The 20,974-nt window shown below is 34.3% G+C and carries 16 protein-coding genes; 5 read left to right on the top strand and 11 right to left on the bottom strand.

What is annotated here, in order from left to right; translation table 11 throughout:
• Positions 1-16: 16 nt before the first annotated feature.
• Complete coding sequence (locus OPR35_RS06055) at positions 17-1,114, top strand: alpha/beta hydrolase family protein (protein ID WP_052264664.1); 1,098 nt, start codon at positions 17-19, stop codon at positions 1,112-1,114.
• Between the two features lie 416 nt (positions 1,115-1,530).
• On the opposite strand, the gene OPR35_RS06050 is transcribed toward OPR35_RS06055, so the two are convergent.
• The 4 genes from OPR35_RS06050 to OPR35_RS06035 form a co-directional block, all read right to left on the bottom strand.
• A protein-coding gene (locus OPR35_RS06050) for an IS630 family transposase (protein WP_230608967.1) occupies positions 1,531-2,533 on the bottom strand; the annotation gives its coding sequence in 2 pieces (ribosomal slippage) (positions 1,531-2,022 and positions 2,024-2,533; 1,002 coding nt in all).
• Positions 2,534-2,905: 372 nt separating this feature from the next.
• On the bottom strand, positions 2,906-3,898 hold the full coding sequence (locus tag OPR35_RS06045; protein WP_264376519.1) for an AAA family ATPase: 993 nt from the start codon (positions 3,896-3,898) through the stop codon (positions 2,906-2,908).
• Positions 3,899-4,137: 239 nt separating this feature from the next.
• Positions 4,138-5,454, bottom strand: coding sequence for a hypothetical protein (locus OPR35_RS06040; RefSeq protein WP_262986218.1), 1,317 nt, complete (start codon positions 5,452-5,454; stop codon positions 4,138-4,140).
• A 4-nt stretch (positions 5,455-5,458) separates the two neighbouring features.
• Complete coding sequence (locus OPR35_RS06035; RefSeq protein ID WP_265024800.1) at positions 5,459-5,698, bottom strand: hypothetical protein; 240 nt, start codon at positions 5,696-5,698, stop codon at positions 5,459-5,461.
• Positions 5,699-5,838: 140 nt separating this feature from the next.
• Between OPR35_RS06035 and OPR35_RS06030 the strand changes: the two genes are divergently transcribed.
• Positions 5,839-7,071, top strand: a complete 1,233-nt coding sequence (locus OPR35_RS06030) for an IS256 family transposase (protein ID WP_265024688.1) — start codon at positions 5,839-5,841, stop codon at positions 7,069-7,071.
• Positions 7,072-7,093: 22 nt separating this feature from the next.
• The gene (locus OPR35_RS06025) at positions 7,094-7,345 is read left to right on the top strand and encodes a hypothetical protein (protein ID WP_265024799.1); all 252 of its coding nucleotides are present in this window, start codon (positions 7,094-7,096) and stop codon (positions 7,343-7,345) included.
• Here the strand turns inward: OPR35_RS06025 and OPR35_RS06020 are convergent.
• The 7 genes from OPR35_RS06020 to purE all read right to left on the bottom strand — a co-directional run bounded on the left by OPR35_RS06020 (position 7,290) and on the right by purE (position 19,368).
• A complete protein-coding gene (locus OPR35_RS06020; RefSeq protein ID WP_265024688.1) occupies positions 7,290-8,522 on the bottom strand; it encodes an IS256 family transposase in 1,233 nt (410 codons plus the stop codon). The two genes, OPR35_RS06025 and OPR35_RS06020, sit on opposite strands and share 56 nt — an antisense overlap.
• 21 nt (positions 8,523-8,543) lie before the next feature.
• Positions 8,544-12,884 carry a collagen-like protein gene (locus tag OPR35_RS06015; protein WP_265024798.1) on the bottom strand — a complete coding sequence of 1,447 codons (4,341 nt, stop codon included), beginning with the start codon at positions 12,882-12,884 and terminating at the stop codon, positions 8,544-8,546.
• Positions 12,885-13,256: 372 nt separating this feature from the next.
• The gene (locus OPR35_RS06010) at positions 13,257-14,720 is read right to left on the bottom strand and encodes a DegQ family serine endoprotease (protein WP_264684857.1); all 1,464 of its coding nucleotides are present in this window, start codon (positions 14,718-14,720) and stop codon (positions 13,257-13,259) included.
• A gap of 3 nt (positions 14,721-14,723) precedes the next feature.
• Positions 14,724-15,596: a protease modulator HflC gene (hflC, locus tag OPR35_RS06005; RefSeq protein WP_007302430.1), complete on the bottom strand. Its 873-nt coding sequence runs from the start codon at positions 15,594-15,596 to the stop codon at positions 14,724-14,726.
• A gap of 2 nt (positions 15,597-15,598) precedes the next feature.
• Complete coding sequence (gene hflK / locus OPR35_RS06000) at positions 15,599-16,624, bottom strand: FtsH protease activity modulator HflK (protein ID WP_019236880.1); 1,026 nt, start codon at positions 16,622-16,624, stop codon at positions 15,599-15,601.
• 414 nt (positions 16,625-17,038) lie between these two features.
• Entirely contained in the window at positions 17,039-18,868 is a 1,830-nt protein-coding gene (mutL, locus tag OPR35_RS05995; RefSeq protein WP_265024797.1) for a DNA mismatch repair endonuclease MutL, read from the bottom strand.
• The gene (purE, locus tag OPR35_RS05990) at positions 18,868-19,368 is read right to left on the bottom strand and encodes a 5-(carboxyamino)imidazole ribonucleotide mutase (RefSeq protein WP_007302433.1); all 501 of its coding nucleotides are present in this window, start codon (positions 19,366-19,368) and stop codon (positions 18,868-18,870) included. The genes mutL and purE overlap by 1 nt, the downstream gene beginning before the upstream one ends.
• Before the next feature lie 854 nt (positions 19,369-20,222).
• Here purE and OPR35_RS05985 point away from each other — a divergent pair.
• Complete coding sequence (locus OPR35_RS05985) at positions 20,223-20,519, top strand: helix-turn-helix domain-containing protein (RefSeq protein WP_064085421.1); 297 nt, start codon at positions 20,223-20,225, stop codon at positions 20,517-20,519.
• A gap of 60 nt (positions 20,520-20,579) precedes the next feature.
• Complete coding sequence (rpoZ, locus tag OPR35_RS05980; RefSeq protein WP_213863893.1) at positions 20,580-20,972, top strand: DNA-directed RNA polymerase subunit omega; 393 nt, start codon at positions 20,580-20,582, stop codon at positions 20,970-20,972.
• Positions 20,973-20,974: the final 2 nt, after the last annotated feature.

Here is a 20,974-nt window from a genome sequence, read left to right as displayed (position 1 = left end):
TAGTGAGAGTTAAAATATGAAAGAAACAAGAGAGCAAACTGAGAGAGAATTTATAAAAACTCAAAACGGGATAAAAATAGAGACAATTACGCTTCTTGGTAAAAATCAAAACAATAATCGAGGTGAAAAACATCTGATATACTTTATTGGTGGAAATAGAGCGTTAAGCCCTGGTAAAGATTATTCCCAAAATTGGAATTGGGCCACAGAGCAAGGGATAACTGTACATCTTTTTAATTATCCTGGACTTGGTTTAAGTAAAAACAGTTCATTGATACGTAGCAATAGAGTTAAATCTGGTATAGCAGTTGTAACTAACTTATTGGAAAAAGGTATAAAGCCAGATGATATCATATTGTTTGGAGACTGCCTAGGTGGACATGTGGCTGCAGAGGTTCATAAAAATTTTAAGTATAAGGATATACATTTAAGATGCATCGTTAGCAATGCTGCAAGTTCACTTAAACAAGCTTCTCTTTATTATTTTGGATTCATAGCAAAATTAAAAATTTTTCTTGCTCCGATAATCAAATTGGTACTAAAGATTTTTGGCTGCCACTGGAAGACATATAAAATCGTAAATTCAATTACTCCTTATACAATGTACTTTAATCGAGAGGGAGATAAAACGATAAAACAGCCAGCGCAACTTGCAACAGAAATAGAAAAAATAGATCAAAGCGGTAGAAGAAAAGATTACCAAAAAAAAGAAGTATTTGAAGATTTTGAGGAATATGAAGAATTTTTCAAGCAGTATACAATATTAAGAAAAAATGATGAATATATTGATCCTAAAAAAGCTGAGAAAGATATACATAAATTGCCAATTACGTGCTTAAAATCTTCCAACAAAACTGATTACACTTTTCCTGAGCTGATTAATTTATATATTCAAGCGACAGATGAATATTTTTCTAAACATGGCTCACTAAATAATGAAGAGAAAGTTAAAGCATTTAAAGAAAGTAAATTTTATAAAGATTTTTCAAGCTGTAAAAATTCAAAGGACTTTTTGCATAATTACATGAAGAAGCAAGAGATGTCATTTCAGCATGTGACAATAGAATCTGGGGAAAAAAGACCTTTCTTAACAAGTCAAAGAAGTCTAGGGTAGCGAGCTTTAAACTTTTGACGCATATGCTTTTTTCAACATTTTAGCCATCTGTATCTGTTCAGATGCATGCAAATATTGAAACCAGTGTTTCTTTTCTTGTCATCCGAGTACTGGGATCCAGAAGAATTAATTGTGAACAAATAGCTATACGATATTTTCAATGAAGTTACAAAAAAGCTGGATTCCACACTGGAATGACACCGTCATAAACTGCTAGGCCTTCATAATGTCATTCCAGTCCTCATAGTGTTTATCCCGGCCTTCATAATTTCATCCCAGTGTCCTCTTTCTCTTATCATCCCAGTACTTGATACTGGGATCCAGATGCATGGCTAATGCTGAAACCAATACTCCCTTTTCTTGTCATACGAGTACTGGGACCCAGAAGACTCAGGTAATAATACCAAATTCCATTACTAATCGAACAAATAAGAAACATTACAAACTCGTTTAATAGTAGTGCTGGAAATACTGACAATAAAATTACACAGAACATCTGCAAGTAAGCCTATGGTATCGTAGACTCTGTTACGTAAAGTATTGTATTTGATATATTGCCACAACCTCTCAACAGGATTCAGTTCCGGTGAATAAGGAGGCAAGTATATAATGGTAATGTTTTCCTGAAATTTCAAACTTTTTGATCTATGCCAACTTGCACAATCCATTACAAGAAAGGCTTTTTTCGTGCCTAAATCTTTCGACATCTGCTCCAGAAATATATTCATACAATCAGTGTTTACATATGGAGCAAGTAGGCTGATTTTCTTACCACTTCTTGGATTTACCGCACTGTAGATATAGAAATTTTGTCTACCAATTTTCATTTTAACCTGCGTTCTGACCCCTTTTTTAAACCATCCGTGTCCGATTTTTGAATGAGTTCCAAATCGTGATTCATCAAAAAAACACCTCTTTTTCAGGGTGGGAATTGACTATTTTATTGAAGTATTTTTTAAACTCTTCTTGCTTGTTTTTATCTTGTTTATGGTGCATTGGCCTCGGTGTTATATAAGAAAATTTCATCCTTTGTATCTCACGGTGCACTGTTGATTTGCTAATGTTTAGGCCAAATTCCTCTGAGATTTTTATCTGCACTTCCTTAATAGTAATATTTGGATTTCTTTCTACCCATATTTCAATTTGCTCACGTTGATTTTTCTTTAATTTGCTTTTTCTTCGCCGCTGAGACGGGGCAAATAATCTTTCTACTCTACCAAATTTTAGATGCTTTATCCATTCAGTCAAAGCAGTCCTTGAAATTTTACATATTCTTGCCACAGCGCTTATACTACTTTCTTTTCCTGCTATCACCGCTTGTAACTTTTTTGAAACATATGCGTTATTTCTGACCTTTTTTAACATTTCTTTCGCCAAATTTACAACTTTTTCGTCTAATAGTTTTGACCTTAATGCCATTTATACCTCTCTATTTTATCTACTTTATTATCACTTCTTTCCCATTATTGTCTATCTGTTCTTTGCATAGTGGGAATTGGTATAAGAACTAGATTCCAGCGCCACGCGCTGGAATGACACCGTCATAAACTGCTAGGTCTTCATAATATCATTCCAGTACTGGGATCCAACTAAATTGGTGAACACTTTACAGCATTTTTGATAGAAAGAACTAGATGCCAGTGTCAAGCACTGACCATTTTTTCCTTAAGTTTTTGCAGCTTGCGTTCTATTACAAAACCACCGTGGTACTAACGAGTGGCAAAATGATAGCAAGTTTTAAATTTTATTTTCAATAACGAAATTTGGCACATCTTGCTACACTTCCAGTTTTTATTGTACAAAATGGGCTTCTGTCGTCTGTGTCTGACATGAAGCTAATGTTATTCTCCCTCTTTCTTGTACTGGATTTAGCTTTTGAAACGCGTGGTTGAAATCTTCCTTACTCACTACCTTGGACTTTCTTTCAAGAGCAGCGTATATTTTTGCTTCATTAACTAGTTGTTCTAACTCAGCTCCAGAATAGCCTTCTGTTTTTTCTGCAATATCTTGAATATTTAGCCTTCCATCAGTTTTTGTATTTTTGGTATAAAGCTCCAATATCTTTTGTCTCGTTTCCACATTTGGATTAGGTATATGAACCCTTTGACCTAAGCGTCCAGGCCTAATAAGTGCTGGATCTATCTCATTGACCAGGTTAGTTGCACCAATTACTATTATATCTTTTCTGCTCTTAAATCCATCTATTTCAGTTAGTAACTGTGTTAAGCTCTCTCGACAGTGGTAAGCTGAGTTATTAGCGGTACTTCTTTTTTGGGCAACTGCATCTATTTCATCTATGAATACTATACAAGGAGAATATTTTCTCGCTACTTTAAAAAGCTCGCGTACAGCATGTGCACCATGACCAATATATACTCCAATAAGTTCTGGACCTGAGATACTTATAAAATTCATATTTGATTCACCTGCAATTGCGCGGGCGATAAGTGTTTTACCATTTCCAGGAGGGCCGTGCAGTATATAACCTTTTAGTGAGTTAATACTTTCACTTCCAAACATCTCACGCATTTCTTCTGTCATTTGGTTACAGCAAATAATCTGCAATCGTTGTTTTAAGGAATCGTCAATTATAACATTAGCAAATGTTGTTTTATTATCTGAATTAGCTAATTCTATTTCTATAGGCAGCTCTACTTCCTTCATTTTACTAAATATTTGATCATATATAAACCAAGCGATAAAAAAGAAAACAGTGAGTAACACAGAAGGCATAGCTTCGCTAATATAATGTGCAGCCAGCTCATATCCTTTACTGAGAAACATTGTATGCATATAGGCAAACAAAAGAGCAATAGAGACCATAATTGCTATGCATAGTAAACAGATAGCAATTCTTTTGAGTAATTCTGAGATTTCAATTTTTTTCATCTTACTGTCTTATATCGATTTTAAACTGAGAACAATTTTATTTAGATTAAATACTAAAAAAATATACCCTTACACTTCTTTGAATTCTACTAAATTCACTTTTAAAAAGCAATTATAATATACTTTGTGCGTGGTTAAGATAGCTCTGGAATAGTATAAAGAACTATGTCATCATTGAAGAGAAATTCATCTGTTGTTTTGTACTCTTTATTAATTTTATAAGAATCATAAACATCGTAATCTGCTTTTGTATGGTAATCACAATATTGAAACTTACCCTCTTTATTGAAAAAGCCAAATTGATCAATTAATGTAGCCATTTTCTCACTTTTTGTTAATTCAAATACATCAGCTGGGCAGTGGCCTGAAGAATCTTGATTAGTAGTTCCTTTTGCAATAAAAAAAGATGGTTTATCGTTAAGCAACTTGCAGAAATTTGGCTTATATCCCTTTTTCATATAGTTTAAACTTGTATACTGGTATTCATCTGGAACATTTGAGTATTGAGAATCATACTTTTTATGTTCAAAAAACTCATTACCTAAGAAATTACAAAATGTTAATTTATAATCATCATTATTACTAGACTTAACGACTTTAAGATAATGAAAGTTTCTAGGAATTTTTATCTCTTCTTCTGTAACGTGATTATGTATGACCAATTGGTCATCAAGCATGCAGTAACCTATTTTTGGTAAAGTAGCTACAAGCTTACCGTTTAACATGATATCTGCTTGATAGATATTATCCGATAATTCTTTTCCCTTTTGCAAAGTAAAATTCTGCCCTGCCTTAGCTGGTGCACTGCATTGCTCAGTTTTAGTTAAGTTTTTTATTATTGTTGATATCTCACTAATTTCTAATATATCATGCTCATTTTTTGTGTATTGATACTTATAGCAACTACCATCTTCACATACTGGAAGACATTTTCCTTCTTCATCTGATATATAGATATAATCACCTTCTATTGTAAAATAAAGTCCACCTTTTTCTTCTTGAATTTTTTGTAGTACTGGGTCATTTTCATCGTTAAAATTGATAAAATTGAGTACTCCAGTTATATCTCTACCAGACAATTTGAGGCCAAAGTTAGGACTATCTTTTATGTTGTAAAGCGAAATCAAGATAGGTTTTGATTCAAGCTTTTCTATAATATTGTTTCTATTTGTACTTATTATAGCTTCTTGTTCTACAATAAGATCCTCTTTAATAGAGTTTCCACTTTCATCAGATCTTTCTGCCTGCAGGGGTAAGTTTCCTTCATATAAAGATATTTTATCTCCCTGCTTCTTTAACTTCAAACCATTAATATCCTCTACTTTAATTGTACCAATATGTGAATTGATAACCTTACTATTTTTGTTTAATATATAATATTCAGCAGGAAGTTTAATCAATTTTTTATAGAGCGGATTTTTATCCTCTATTTTAAATATATGTTTTTCCATGATATTACCTTAAATAACCAACAACTTGCTGATTAATGGCACTTAGGCTACTAGGAGGAGAGACATAACTCATAAAACTCCTTGGCTGCTCATTATCTGCCACTATTTTTTCAGTATTAACGAAAGCTCTTTGCTGCTCATTTAATCTTTTTTCCATATGATCTTTGAAAGTAGCCAAACATTTACTAGTTTGTTTGTAATCAGGTAATGATTTTTTCGCAGCTACACACAAGAACTTCAACAACTCATTATGATTTTCATCATTAAGTAATGACTTATTGATAATGGTTGACTGCAGTTCTACTGGATTAAAAGGGAATGTTCAAAAAAGTGTGTCAAACCGAAAAAAAAGTAATAAATTGATATAAAAAATGGAGGTTTGATATGAGTCAAGCAAATAGAACTACTGGTTTGGTAGATTATAAAGAATTAGAAACAAATATCCTGTCATCTATACGAGAAGGAAGACCATTGACAGGAAGAGATGGAGCATTAACACCGTTTATAAAAAGGCTGCTAGAGGCAAGTCTGGAAGGTGAAATAGAAAGCCACATGTCAGCTAAAAGTGAAGAAAATAACCGAAGAAATGGAAGGAATGCAAAAACTTTACGTACAAGTTCAGGCTCATTTGAACTATTAACACCAAGAGACAGAGAAGGAAGCTTTGAACCGCAAATAGTCAAAAAAAGGCAAACAAGCCTACATCCAGAACTTGAAGCAAAGGTCTTAAGTACATACGCCAGTGGCATGGGATACAGAGACATAGCTTCACACGTTGAGGAAATATATGACCATAAAATATCAGCAGCAGAGATATCCAATATTACTGATAAACTGCTACCAATAATCAATGAATGGCGCAGCCGTCCATTGCAATCAGTGTATCCAATAGTGTTCATGGATGGCATGTTTTTTAAGGTCAAGGAGGACGGACATTGCGTAAGTAAATGCATGTATAATATATTGGGTATAAATCAAAATGGCAGAAAAGAAGTATTAGGTTTTTATCTGGCTGAAAGTGAGGGAGCTAACTTCTGGTTGGGAGTTTTAAATGACCTCAAAGAAAGAGGAGTAGAAGATATTCTGATTGCATGTGTAGATGGGCTAAAAAGCTTTCCTGCAGCCATCAACAGTGTATTTCCCAGTGCAGAAGTGCAGCTATGTATAGTACACCAAATAAGAAATTCTCTGAAATATGTATCCAGTAAAGATGTAAAAGTTTTCATGAATGATCTGAAAAAAATATATCGTGCTTCAAGTAAAGAAATTGCTGAGAATTATCTGCTTGAGCTGGAAGAAAAATGGGGAGAAAAGTATCCTTTAGTTATAAAATCCTGGCAGAACAATTGGGAAAACTTATCCAGTTATTTTAAGTATTCTGGGCCAGTTAGGAAGCTGATTTACACCACTAATCCAATTGAGGGGTTGCATAGACAAATCAGGAAATTTACTAAAACTAAGGGTTCATTTACTAGTACAAATGCCTTGTACAAACAGGTATATTGTGCTATAAAAAAGGTAGAGCAAAGGTGGATTATGGCTCTCCCTAATTGGGCTTTAACTATGTCTCAACTTGATATTTTCTTTCCAGATAGATTGAAAATTGAGTTGAACTAAAAATGCGGCTTGACACACTTTTTTGAACGTTCCCGAAAGTGATGTAAAAATTGAAGCTGCTGATAATGGACATCTTCCTTATGCAGAACCTACACAAAATAGAGTATCGACAAATGAAGAGCAACCGAGCTCTTTTTTCGATAATTTGCTTAATATAATTATGAAGCCCTTTTCTTTAATTGCAGGGAACGTTCAAAAAAGTGTGTCAAGCCGCATTTTTAGTTCAACTCAATTTTCAATCTATCTGGAAAGAAAATATCAAGTTGAGACATAGTTAAAGCCCAATTAGGGAGAGCCATAATCCACCTTTGCTCTACCTTTTTTATAGCACAATATACCTGTTTGTACAAGGCATTTGTACTAGTAAATGAACCCTTAGTTTTAGTAAATTTCCTGATTTGTCTATGCAACCCCTCAATTGGATTAGTGGTGTAAATCAGCTTCCTAACTGGCCCAGAATACTTAAAATAACTGGATAAGTTTTCCCAATTGTTCTGCCAGGATTTTATAACTAAAGGATACTTTTCTCCCCATTTTTCTTCCAGCTCAAGCAGATAATTCTCAGCAATTTCTTTACTTGAAGCACGATATATTTTTTTCAGATCATTCATGAAAACTTTTACATCTTTACTGGATACATATTTCAGAGAATTTCTTATTTGGTGTACTATACATAGCTGCACTTCTGCACTGGGAAATACACTGTTGATGGCTGCAGGAAAGCTTTTTAGCCCATCTACACATGCAATCAGAATATCTTCTACTCCTCTTTCTTTGAGGTCATTTAAAACTCCCAACCAGAAGTTAGCTCCCTCACTTTCAGCCAGATAAAAACCTAATACTTCTTTTCTGCCATTTTGATTTATACCCAATATATTATACATGCATTTACTTACGCAATGTCCGTCCTCCTTGACCTTAAAAAACATGCCATCCATGAACACTATTGGATACACTGATTGCAATGGACGGCTGCGCCATTCATTGATTATTGGTAGCAGTTTATCAGTAATATTGGATATCTCTGCTGCTGATATTTTATGGTCATATATTTCCTCAACGTGTGAAGCTATGTCTCTGTATCCCATGCCACTGGCGTATGTACTTAAGACCTTTGCTTCAAGTTCTGGATGTAGGCTTGTTTGCCTTTTTTTGACTATTTGCGGTTCAAAGCTTCCTTCTCTGTCTCTTGGTGTTAATAGTTCAAATGAGCCTGAACTTGTACGTAAAGTTTTTGCATTCCTTCCATTTCTTCGGTTATTTTCTTCACTTTTAGCTGACATGTGGCTTTCTATTTCACCTTCCAGACTTGCCTCTAGCAGCCTTTTTATAAACGGTGTTAATGCTCCATCTCTTCCTGTCAATGGTCTTCCTTCTCGTATAGATGACAGGATATTTGTTTCTAATTCTTTATAATCTACCAAACCAGTAGTTCTATTTGCTTGACTCATATCAAACCTCCATTTTTTATATCAATTTATTACTTTTTTTTCGGTTTGACACACTTTTTTGAACATTCCCAATTTTTTTACAATATCTACTGCATCTATTATTTTTGTCACTCGATTAAGCTCCTCTATTTCATTTTTTACTTTATATTTGTCCTGTCCTACCGCAGGGTAAAAGAAATTTATTACTTGAGATATAAATGAAGTTGGTCTGCTTGCTCCGCTTGTCACTGATGATTTTTTAGTTTCCCTCCTTCTTCTGCGTGCACTACAAACTTGATCTGCAGGATTTGTTGTACAAAACATATCTCTTACGCTACTATGCAATGCTTCCGCATTTTCTGCGGATTGAAGTGCTTGATCAGCAGAATCTTCAGCTTCTCCTGTAAGATTCACTGTTTGATTGTGTAGTATTTTAACCTTATCTTCCGTATCTTTAGCTTGTTTGGCAAAACCTTCTGAAGCATTTTTAGCTGCCTCTGCTGCTTTTTTAGCATCCAGAGTTTCATTTTTTGCTTTTCTTATCTCACGTAAAAACTGATCAGCTAATGTAGCACCTATTCCATCTTCTCCCTTGGAACCTGGCAATCCATTCGCACCTGGAGCTCCGGTATCTCCTTTTGGACCTTGTGGACCTGGCATACCCTTAAGACCAGATCTACCAACTTGACCTTTAGGTCCTTGCAAACCTATCTCTCCCTTAGGTCCTTGCAACCCATTCGCACCTGGTTCTCCTTTGTCACCTTTAGAACCTATCTCTCCTTTCTCACCCATATCACCTTTTATTCCCATGGCTCCGTCTAATCCTTTAGGACCAATATCTCCCTTTGTTCCATTTATACCTGGCTCACCTTTTATACCTTGAGGTCCTATATCTCCTTTTAATCCTTCTATACCCGGCTCACCCTTGTTACCTGTAAGACCTTGCGTACCATTGAAGCCCCTCAGACCTGGCTCTCCCTTAGGACCTTCTGGACCTTGCAATCCATTTGCACCTGGTTCTCCTTTCTCACCCATATCACCTTTTATTCCCATGGCTCCGTCTAATCCTTTAGGACCTATATCTCCCTTTGTTCCATTTATACCTGACTCACCTTTTATACCTTGAGGTCCTATATCTCCTTTTAATCCTTCTATACCCGGCTCACCCTTGTTACCTGTAAGACCTTGCGTACCATTGAAGCCCCTCAGACCTGGCTCTCCCTTAGGACCTTCTGGACCTTGCAATCCATTTGCACCTGGTTCTCCTTTCTCACCCATATCACCTTTTATTCCCATGGCTCCGTCTAATCCTTTAGGACCTATATCTCCCTTTGTTCCATTTATACCTGGCTCACCTTTTATACCTTGAGGTCCTATATCTCCTTTTAATCCTTCTATACCCGGCTCACCCTTGTTACCTGTAAGACCTTGCGTACCATTGAAGCCCCTCATACCTGGCTCTCCCTTAGGACCTTCTGGACCTTGCAGCCCATTCGTGCCTGGTTTTCCTTTGTCACCTTTGGAACCTATCTCTCCTTTCTCACCCATATCACCTTTTATTCCCATGGCTCCGTCTAATCCTTTAGGACCTATATCTCCTTTTTCTCCCTTTGGACCTTGGACTTCTCCTGGATTTTTCCTTAGTTCTTCTGCAATGCTTTGTGTTAGCTCGGTATTATTTGCAAGGTTTTCTACTAATGTATGATTAGAATCACTTAGTAACACATCTGCTAGCTCTTCCATTCTGTTATCAGCTAATGCAATGGCTATTCCTGTTTGAATATCTTGATTACTAATAATTCTTCCTGCAACTTGCTTCTCTAATACTAAATCTCCGCCTTGGTCACGATATTCAAGCACCTGATTAGCAATAGTGCCATTATTAATTAATTTTTGTGCAACTTCTTCAGGACTTGCATCTCTACCTTTATCACCTTTAGACCCAGTATCTCCTTTGTCACCTTTAGAACCTATCTTTCCTTTCTCACCCATATCACCTTTTATTCCCATGGCTCCGTCTAATCCTTTAGGACCAATATCTCCCTTTGTTCCATTTATACCTGGCTCACCTTTTATGCCTGGCTCACCTTTTATGCCTGGCTCTCCCTTAGGACCTTGTGCACCTGGCAATCCATCTGTTCCGGTATCTCCTTTATCACCTTTAGAACCAGTATCTCCTTTGGGACCTTTTATCTTTCCTGGATTTTGTCTCAATTCTTCTGCTATTCCTTCACGTAAGACTGGATCATTTACCAGCACTTTTTTATCTTGATCATCTTTTGCTTCTAGTACTGCTCTTCCTAATTCACCTACTTTTTGAGTGTCAAAGAACTGATGAACAATATTTTCAACTATTGTTTTTGCTGCATTCACATCGCCTTTTAATTTGGCATACTCAAGCAAATACTCAACTAATTTTTCCTTGTCTATTTCTTGCTTCACGATTTCTAGAGCCTTTGGCTGATTATTTAAATCACTATGAAGCAGAAGATACTTAGCAAGTGCCCAATCGCTCACCTTACCTTTTATAAGATTGTGAGCTTCTATCTCGCTCATACTGCTTCTATCAACAAGTAGTTTAGCAAGCTTTTCTGCAAATTTTTCATATTTTTGGAAGGCTATAGGATCGGGATTATTTTTCTTTGTGGCATCGCTTGTTATCTTACTCACAGTATCTTTTATAATGTTTTTTGCTTCCTCTAAAGAAAGTTTACTTACTACTCCTTCAGTAAGTTTTGCTACATCAATTTTATTCACAAGTTCCTGCGAATTAAGATTAATTTTACCGGCAATCTGAGTTGCAAGATTTTCACCTTTGATACCATTTGCGTTAAGAACTGCTTCTCCTAGCTCAGCTTTTTTACTGGTAACTAATTCAGTTGCAATTTCTATAGCACTTGAGGCATCTCCCTTCTCACCTTTTGAGCCAGTATTTCCTTTAGAACCTTCTGGACCAGGAAAACCTCGGTCACCCTTATTACCTTTGGGACCTTGTTCGCCCTTTAACCCCCGTTGACCGTTACGACCTGGTTCGCCCTTTTGGCCTGGAGGACCTTGTACGCCTTTAACTAACGCTTTTAAAGAATCTTCTCGCTTTACACGCTCACCAAAAAGATGTGCTATTCTTTCTGAAAATCCCATGGAATTACTCTGATCTTCTTCCATTATAGCTGCTGCTAAAGGATATAGATGGGCTCTGTTAGAAGAAAATTCGGTAACAACTTGACTAATACTTGGAGTTATTCCATTAGTGCCTTGATTCCCTTTTTCTCCTTTAGGTCCTTGATCACCTTTTGATCCATGCGCACCTGACGATCCAGTATCCCCCTTGTTACCTTGAGGACCAGGCGCTCCATCGAAGCCTCTATCACCTTTTTGTCCCCTTTCACCTGGCTCACCTTTAGGACCTTGTACACCAGTACGTTCTAATCTGTCTATTCTGCGTTTTAAAAGTTCAATTTCTGTTTCTAAATTTATATGTTCTTGAATATTCACATCAACCTCCAAAAAGTTATCAAAATTTTCTAAGTTATAATAATAAGGATATGGACCTGGTCTATTGTCGTGCTCATACCCAAAAGAATTAGGGTTAAAATTATAAAAATTTTTGCATGTGCTATTTTCATACGATATGCAACCAACATAACTATTGCCTAACTTTTTTACTGCAAAATAGGTATCTTGTGCGTTCAAGCTCTCCATTTCATGAAAAGGGAATAACTCGAATGTATTGCTTATACGAGTAAATGCTGAATTGATATCATTCAATATGCCAACTTTTCTACCAATTGAATCATATACCTGAGCGCTCCTATATAATTTGTATATATTTCTTGATTCTTTAAACAAATAGTCTCCTATTTTTATTTTGAGTCTTTTATCAGGTGAACTTTTAAGATCTTCCAAAATAAGACTGACATTTTCGCTACTAATTATGTCTTTTGGATCTATTAAAACCTTCCTATTTTCTAGCAGTTCATAATAAGTACTACAGCTTTCACGATTATATGCCTTAACATGTAAACCATTTGTGTAACCATGAGGTATACGATCAATAGTAGCTATGATAGTATTTTTGCCATCATAGTAATAATAATAAGGTTGATCAGAGGTAGTAACTAAAGCGAATTTGTAATCATTTCCTACCCTTTCTAGCTTTAATTGTGGCCATTCAGATAAGTTGTTTAGTATACTTGCCACGTCATGCTTCAAATCCCAAATTTGAAAACTCAGGCCAATATTGTTGTCGATGATAATGTAAGATACACTAGGCAGGCTAAATGTTGTTTTGTTATTTAATCTTATTTGTGCAGGTATCCTACGACCAGTTCTATTATTACAATCTTTTTGTGGAATATCTTCCTTTTCTAGTTTAAAACGCATCTCCACCTCCCTTTGCGATTAGATATAATTAATTTATGGGTATTAATTATTGATTAATACTGATGATCAGTAAATATAATTATATTTTACACTAATTTAGTTATAAATTAACTTGTGAAAGAAAGTTGTTTTTTTACAACTGAGCATAAAAATGCTTTGTATTATCGAACTTCTTACCACTCCAGCTCTTTCATCTTATGGATGATATCGTTCCAGTGCTTGATACTGAAATCTAGTTCTTCCATAACCTCGTTGGAAAGGTTTTCAGTATAGGGACAAATTTTATTAATCTACAGAAACACCCTTACCCTCAGGATAAAGAAGCTAGTTAAATTTGTCAAGCAATTTTTTCATGACCAGCTAGATAAATAGCTACTTCTTCAATTTGATTGAGGTGAAAAATTGATTGCCGTTGCGGTAAATAAGCAGCATTACTGAATCTTTGCCGTCTTTTTTTACTGCTGAATCAATTTGTTTTTGAAAATCATTAGTATTTTCAATATCGATTCCATCTAGTTGAATAATTATATCACCTTTCTTAATAACACGTAGTGTAGAATTACTACTACTATCTACACTAGTAACTACTACACCCTTTGTGGGTGCATTGTTTTTTAGTTCTTTTGGCAAATTTGAAACGGTTAAACCACTTATATAACTAGATGTTGATTTATTTTCTTCTTGATTATTACCTGAATCATCATTTGTAGATTCCTCGATTGCAACCTTGATATTGACTTCTTTACCTTTTCTAAGTAACTTAACCTGTACTTTCTTTCCGGGCTCAGTTCGTGAAACCATATGAGGTAATTGCGTCATTCTATCAATTTTTTTGCCGTCAAACTCTAATAGTATATCACCTACTTTGATTCCTCCTTTCTCTGCAGGACTGCCCTTTACTATGCTTGCAACTAATGCACCTTTGATATCTTTTAAACTCAAGGATTCAGCAAATTCTTTTGTTATAGGCTGAACTTGCACGCCAAGCCAACCATGTTTTATTTTTTTACCACTTTTTAATGTGTCAATAATTGAAATAGCTAGATTAGATGGTATAGCAAAGCCTATACCCACGTTACCGCCAGATTCAGATGGGGAATAAATAGCAGTATTAATGCCTATAACTTTTCCATTTAGATGAAATAGTGGTCCCCCTGAGTTACCTCTATTAATTGCAGCATCAGTTTGAATAAATTCATTCATAGTACCAATACTAATGTCTCTAGATCTTGCAGACACAATTCCTGTACTTACAGAGCCACCTAAACCAAAAGGGTTGCCTATTGCAATAACTGTATCACCAACTCTTGCTTTATCAGAATTACCAAATTCAACAAAAGGAAGATCTTTATCAGAATTAATCTTAAGCACAGCAAGATCAGTTTTTGCATCATAGCCTAAAACTTCTGCTTTGAAATAAGTATTATCGTTCATAGTAACTGTAATATCTTGGGCATTTTTAATAACGTGATAGTTGGTTACTATGGTTCCACTTTTATCTATAATAAATCCAGACCCAAGTAACGTCACTTCTCTATTAATGCTAGGAGCTCTATCGAAAAATTGATCAAAATGCTCGAAAAATTCTCTAAAGTCATCAAAGAAATTATTTCTTGGCGTAAAAGGGATTTTAGTTCTATTGTTATTTTCTTGTTTAATTATTTGTTCACTTGAAATATTTACAACTGCAGGAATAAGTTCTTCCACTATATCAGCAAGCCCTTTATTACAACTACATACAGGATCTGCAACTGTTTTTGCAAACAGATTAGCATATGAAGAAAATGAAATTAAAAAATATGCAAATATAGATAAAATAAATGCTTTACTTTTCATAAACTATTTCCATCCCTTGTTCAAAATATCTAAGAAATTATTATTTGGTGAAAGCACAAATTTAGTATTACCCTCAGCAAATGATTTACTGTAAGCTTTCATAGAGCGATAAAAGTTAAAAAACTCTTCATCAACCTTGAATGCCTCATTATAGATTCTAGTTGCTTCAGCATAACCACGGCCTCTTATTTCATGTGATTCTTTTACTGCACTAGAGACAATTCCCCTTTTTAATTTATCAGCTTTTGATCTAATTTCTTGTCCAGCTTGTTCTCCTTCTGCTCTAATTTCTTTTGCTTCCTTTTCTCTTTCAGTTTGCATGCGGCGGAATATTGCAGAACTATTTTCTTCTGGTAGATCTGCTCTCTTAATTCTTACATCTATTATCTCTATGCCAAATTTTCCAGCTTCAGAATAAACTCCACGTTGAATTAATTGCATAACTTCTGATCTCTTTTCATTCAATAAACTAATTAATGAAAATCTTCCTATATTCTCCCTTATGTGAGCTTCTATGACAGGATATAATCTTCTAACTAGCCCTGATTCATTTTTCACAGTCTGATAAAAAGTGATAGGATCTATTATTTTATATTTTGCATAAGCATCTACTATAATACGCTTTTGATCTGCAGTTATCACTTCCCTTGGAGTTTTATCAGGACTTAGATCTAAAATTCTCTTATCAAGAAATTCTACGTTATTTATAAATGGCAATTTAAAATATAAACCACTGTCCCTAACATCTTTTACGACTTTACCGAGTTGTATAACTATTGCTTGTTTTGTTTCTTGAACAACAAAGATTGAATTAGATAATGCAATCAATAATGCAACAAATACAAAAGCAAAAACAATTTTAATATTACTACTCATGACTATTTTCCTAGATTTGTAAGAGGTAAATAAGAGAACATACCTTTCAGATCGTCTGTTATAACAAATTTATCTACCTTGCTAAAAATATTTTCCATAGTTTCAAGATAAATACGATTCTTAACAAGAGAAGGATTTTGTCTATATTCTTCATAAAGAGATAAAAAGCGATTTGCATTACCTTTCGCTTCATTTATTATTTCGTTCTCATATGCTTCTGCATCTAATTTTATCTTTATTGCTTCACCTTTTGCACGAGGTATAATATCATTACTGTAAGCATATGCTTCGTTTATAGTACGCTCCTTATCTGCACGAGCACTTTGTACATCCCTAAATGAGCTAATCACTTTTTCTGGTGGGTCAATTTTTTTCATTTGAACAGATAAAATTTCTATACCCATTTGATATCCATCAAGAATCTGTTGCAATAAAATTCTAGTATCTCTGGAGATTTCAGCCCTACCTTGACCTTCGAGTGCAAAAGAGATCGTATTTTTACCTATTATTTCTCTCATAGCACTTTCAGCAGCATTTTTAACGCTGAAACCAGGTTTATAATCCCGCACTTTGAATAAATAATCTTTGGCATCTCTAACTCGCCACTGGACCTCAAAGTTAACGTTGACTATATTCTCATCTCCGGTAAGCATCACTCCTTCACCACGATCTGTATCTCGCCCATAAGAGCTGCTTATCCCAATTTCTTCACGATTTACTTCTTTAACATTCACTTTAAAAACCTTACCAATAGGGTAGGGAAAGTGATAACGCAAACCAGATGTTTCTGTATTGGAATATTTGCCAAAAGTAAGTTCTATACCTTCCTCACTCGGATGGACAATATAGAAACCAGTACAAAAATAAAACAACAAAACAATAAAAATGATGAAATAAGGTTTTTTCCCTCTATTTCTGGTTAAGCCATTAAAAAAGCATCTTATATCAGACACAGCTTTACTTAAAATATCTTCATTACTTGAACCTGACGGTTTCTTTCCAAGATTCCAAGGATTACGCTCATCCATAAAAATTATTAATTGTATAACTAATACGCTGATATTACTTAATCTTATCAAAAAATGCAAAACTATTTTGTTTGCAGATTAATGATCGGAGTGAAGGATGTGATCATACACTTCCTTTTTCTCTATATTATATGGTCAATTCTACAGAATTTCTGGCTTTTTTTGAATTCTTTATTGTCGTTTTTGATAAGTATCTTTAGTTGTATATTAATTATTAACATAAAAGACAATGCCTGGGATTTAGGAAACTTAATTTTAATCAAGTAGCTGCATAATAAATCATCGTCAAGTAATAGAATGACATTATCTACTATACAAATTACCTGCAAATTGCAATGTTCGAACAATTGTGTATCTGAGTTTTGAGATGACGAAACTAGGGTTGTATAATCTATACACATTTGTGACAATTTCTTACCTTCGCTCAAATAACTTTTCAATATCGCTTAATTTCATTTCTATATAGGTTGGTCTTCCGTGATTGCATTGTCCAGAATATGGTGTTTTTTCTATTTGCCTCAACAACTCATTCATCTCCTCTAATTTCATCTTTCTACCTGCTCTAATTGATCCATGACAAGCAATTGTAGCTAGTATTTTATTTATTTTATCCTCTATAGGTAGAGTATCTTCTATTTCTATTAATCTATCCACTATATCAATTAGCATTTTCTTCACATCTATTGACCCTAAGATTGCAGGTATTTCTTTTACTATGATCGCATTTTCTGATTTAATTTCGATATCAAAGCCCATTTCGAAAAGCTTATCCTTATAAACTTCTATCATTTCCATACCGGCTTGACTTTTGATTTCAACCATTTCAGGCAAAAGAAGTTTTTGTCTTTTTATACTTGATTTCTCCTTTAAGCACTCGTATACTAGTCTTTCATGGGCTGCATGCTGATCTACTATAATTAGTTTGTCTCTTACCTCGGCAATAATATAAGTATTGTAGATTTGACAGTGTGCAAACCCAAGTGGATAGTCCCTTATTAGATCGGTTTGTTTCCTTTCCAAAATTGTAGTTTCTGCTCGTGGAGGAGATTTTTGCATACCAGTATAATCAAACGATTTTGAATGTTCTGATAAGCTTTTTGTCTCTATATTTGGAGAAGTAAATTTTCTCATTAACTGGTTTTCAAAAGGATCCGACCTTCTTCCATAAAATTCATTTTTAAGACTAGACTTACTAAAAGGATCTGATGATAGATGATTCGTTTTTGTTCCATTCTGAGCCAATACAGTTTCTGCAAGATCTATTCTCTTTGATAGCACTTTTATTAGCCCTCTTCTCACTATTTCATATATTAGCCTCTTGTTCTGAAACCTTACCTCTGATTTATTTGGATGCACATTTACATCAACTTGATCATACGGTATCTCTAAGTGCAGCGCTGCAAAAGGATATCTATTGCTTGGAATAAGGTCGTGATACGCATAACGAATTGCACCAATAAGTAGATTATCTTTAATTGGTCTACCATTAACAAATGTATAGATCTGAGTTGAATTGCTACGATTGACAGTAGGTTTACAGATGTATCCTGTAAGTCTAATGCCATCTTCTTCTTCACTAATTTGCAAAGAGTTTTCATGAAATTCTTCTTCTACTTCGCATAGCCTGCTAAATAATGAGTTCTGCTTAGCATACTTAAGAAGCTTCTTATTATCGGAGATAAGAGTAAACTCAATTCCATAATTGATCATTGCTAAGTTGTTTACAATATCAACAATGCTTTGTGTTTCTGCCCTTTCGGTTTTGAGAAATTTTAGTCTATTTGGTGTGGCAAAAAATAAATCTCGTACTTCAATATATGTTCCTATCGATAAAGGATAAGGAACAAGCTCTCCTATTTTTTCTCCCCCCTCATACCTTATAGACCATGCTTGATCTGCTTTGCTTGCCTTAGATGATAATTTTATTCTGCTTACTGCTGCAATTGAAGGCAAAGCTTCTCCTCTAAAGCCAAGATGCTTGATCTCTATCAATTCACTGTCACTCAATTTTGAAGTAGCATGGCGCATAAACGCAAGTTCTAAATCATCCTTTTTTACTCCGCTACCATCATCGATTACAGTAATGAGGTTACGCCCACCACTTTCTATCTTAATTTCTATCTCTGAGCTTCTGGCATCTATTGCATTTTCCACTAATTCCTTTACCACACTTGCAGGCCTTTCTATTACCTCTCCTGCTGCTATACGATTTATGGTTTTTGTATCTAAAAGAACTATTGCCATTATAATGTTGGTTTTTCTTTTACTGCTTTAGTTTGCCCCTCTCTCCATTTTTTTAATCTATCTGCAATTTCACTATTAGAAATCGACAATATAGATGCAGCAGTAATAGCGGCATTGCATGCTCCACTCTCTCCTATAGACATTGTTGCAACTGGAACACCTTTTGGCATCTGCACTATAGATAATAGACTATCTAGCCCATTTAATTGCTTGCTATGCACAGGAATACCGATAACAGGTAAATAAGTAAGCGATGCAGTCATACCAGGTAAATGAGCCGCTCCTCCTGCACCAGCTATAATAACCTTAAAGCCTTTTTCTTGAGCAGACTTAGTAAAATTAAAGAGTCTCTCTGGTGTTCTGTGTGCGGATATTATAAATACATCATGTGAAATTTCCAATTCTTTTAATAGGTTAATAGCATGCACCATAGTGCCATAATCCGACTCGCTTCCCATAATTACAGCAACATCCTTTTTCATTTTTTCTGTATTAGACATGATTTTATTTACTAACCAAATAGTATTTCAGAAGCAACAGATATTTAAATTAAATTACGAATATGATATAGCATTCTTATTAAATAGAAACTTTAAAAATTGAAATGAATCCCTATATTAAAATATAGAGGTATAAATTTCGGATATAAGGGTCTATTCATAATCTTTTTAGAAGCAAAGCGGTGGAAGCAAGAAGACGATTTGTAAGCTAGTATTGAATTTTGCTTATCACAATTGTCTACACTTTTCTATAAGAGTATTAGAGACTTACCTTTTGACAATACGGCAAAGATTTCTACAGTTACATCCTTTTATTTGTTTCTTTGCAATTACTTTTTTATATATATTTCAAAACACTTTCTTTACTTCCGCTATGTTTTTTACTTCATTTATTAAAATAATCTTGCCATTTTGAAAACATTGTTGATTCACTGAAGCCACTTTTTAGGACCTGTAACACTATGTAAAATATATCCTAAATCTTCTTGATTTTTTTTTCTTTCTACAGAACTCTACTCAGTTTTTCTCCTACTCATCTTGCTCTGTTTTCATAATTTACATACTCTATCTCCTGCTTTATTCCTTTCTTGAGATCATGTACAGTCTCTAAAACGAGTTTGTAAAATGATTATTTCTGTATTTTAAACTTTGCAATTTCAACTTATTCTCTTTAATAGTAAGTTTTTTACAAAATAATAGTTTGAAATTACTAGTATTTTGATAAAAATTATAGTCAATTTAAAATTTTGAGTATCAGATAGTTATTGACAAGTTATATACTATTAATATATTGGTATATTAAATATTATGATATAATATTTAATAAAGCTAGTTGGTATGTGAGAGTAAAAATTATGGAAACAATATCATTAAACAATCTGGATAGTGAAGCAATAAAAAAAAAATTGCTGAGCATAATAAGTAAAATTATAGGAAAAAATACTTGGACTCAAGCTTGTGCGGCTGAGAAACTTGGTATTGATCAACCAAAGGTGTCACAAATTAAAAGTGGTAAGACAAGTGGTTTTTCTTTAGAGAGACTGTTAGGTTTTTTGAAAAAGCTTGATCATGAAATAACAATTACAATAACAGAAAATCAATCAGTAAAAGCTAAAGAAGAAAAAGTAGAATGTAGAATTGGATCTCAATAGATCTGAAGTTGACATCTTATTTTTTGTGATATAGTATAAAGCTTATCAAGGTGGTATTTTATGGTTGAGTCTATTGTAGAAAAGTGTGTAGAACAGGTACACAACCGTTTTAAATTGGTTCTGCTAGCAAGTCAAAGAACGCATGATTTGAGTACAGGGGCAAGCGATCCCGTTGAAATGGTTAAGTTTAAAGATCATAAGGATACGATAGTTTCTTTATATGAAATAGCAGAAAAGAAGGTGAATACTCATGAGTTGTTTAACCTTTTGGTGAAAAGGTGCAAGGAGCACATGAAAGGAAAAACAGATAATACTTATATTAATAGTCCAAGTAAGCTAGCAAATTTGTTAAATTTTTCTGATCATCAACTTAACACAAGTCTGGATGTAAGTCAAGAAAGCCACGATGATGAAATAGATGATCAAGATAGTGGTGAAGAAGTACCGATTTAGAA

This window comes from Wolbachia endosymbiont (group B) of Protocalliphora azurea (assembly GCF_947251865.1).
Lineage (GTDB): Bacteria > Pseudomonadota > Alphaproteobacteria > Rickettsiales > Anaplasmataceae > Wolbachia.
The sequence above is the reverse complement of the archived record's forward strand: the minus strand, read 5'-3'. Positions and strand labels throughout refer to the sequence as shown.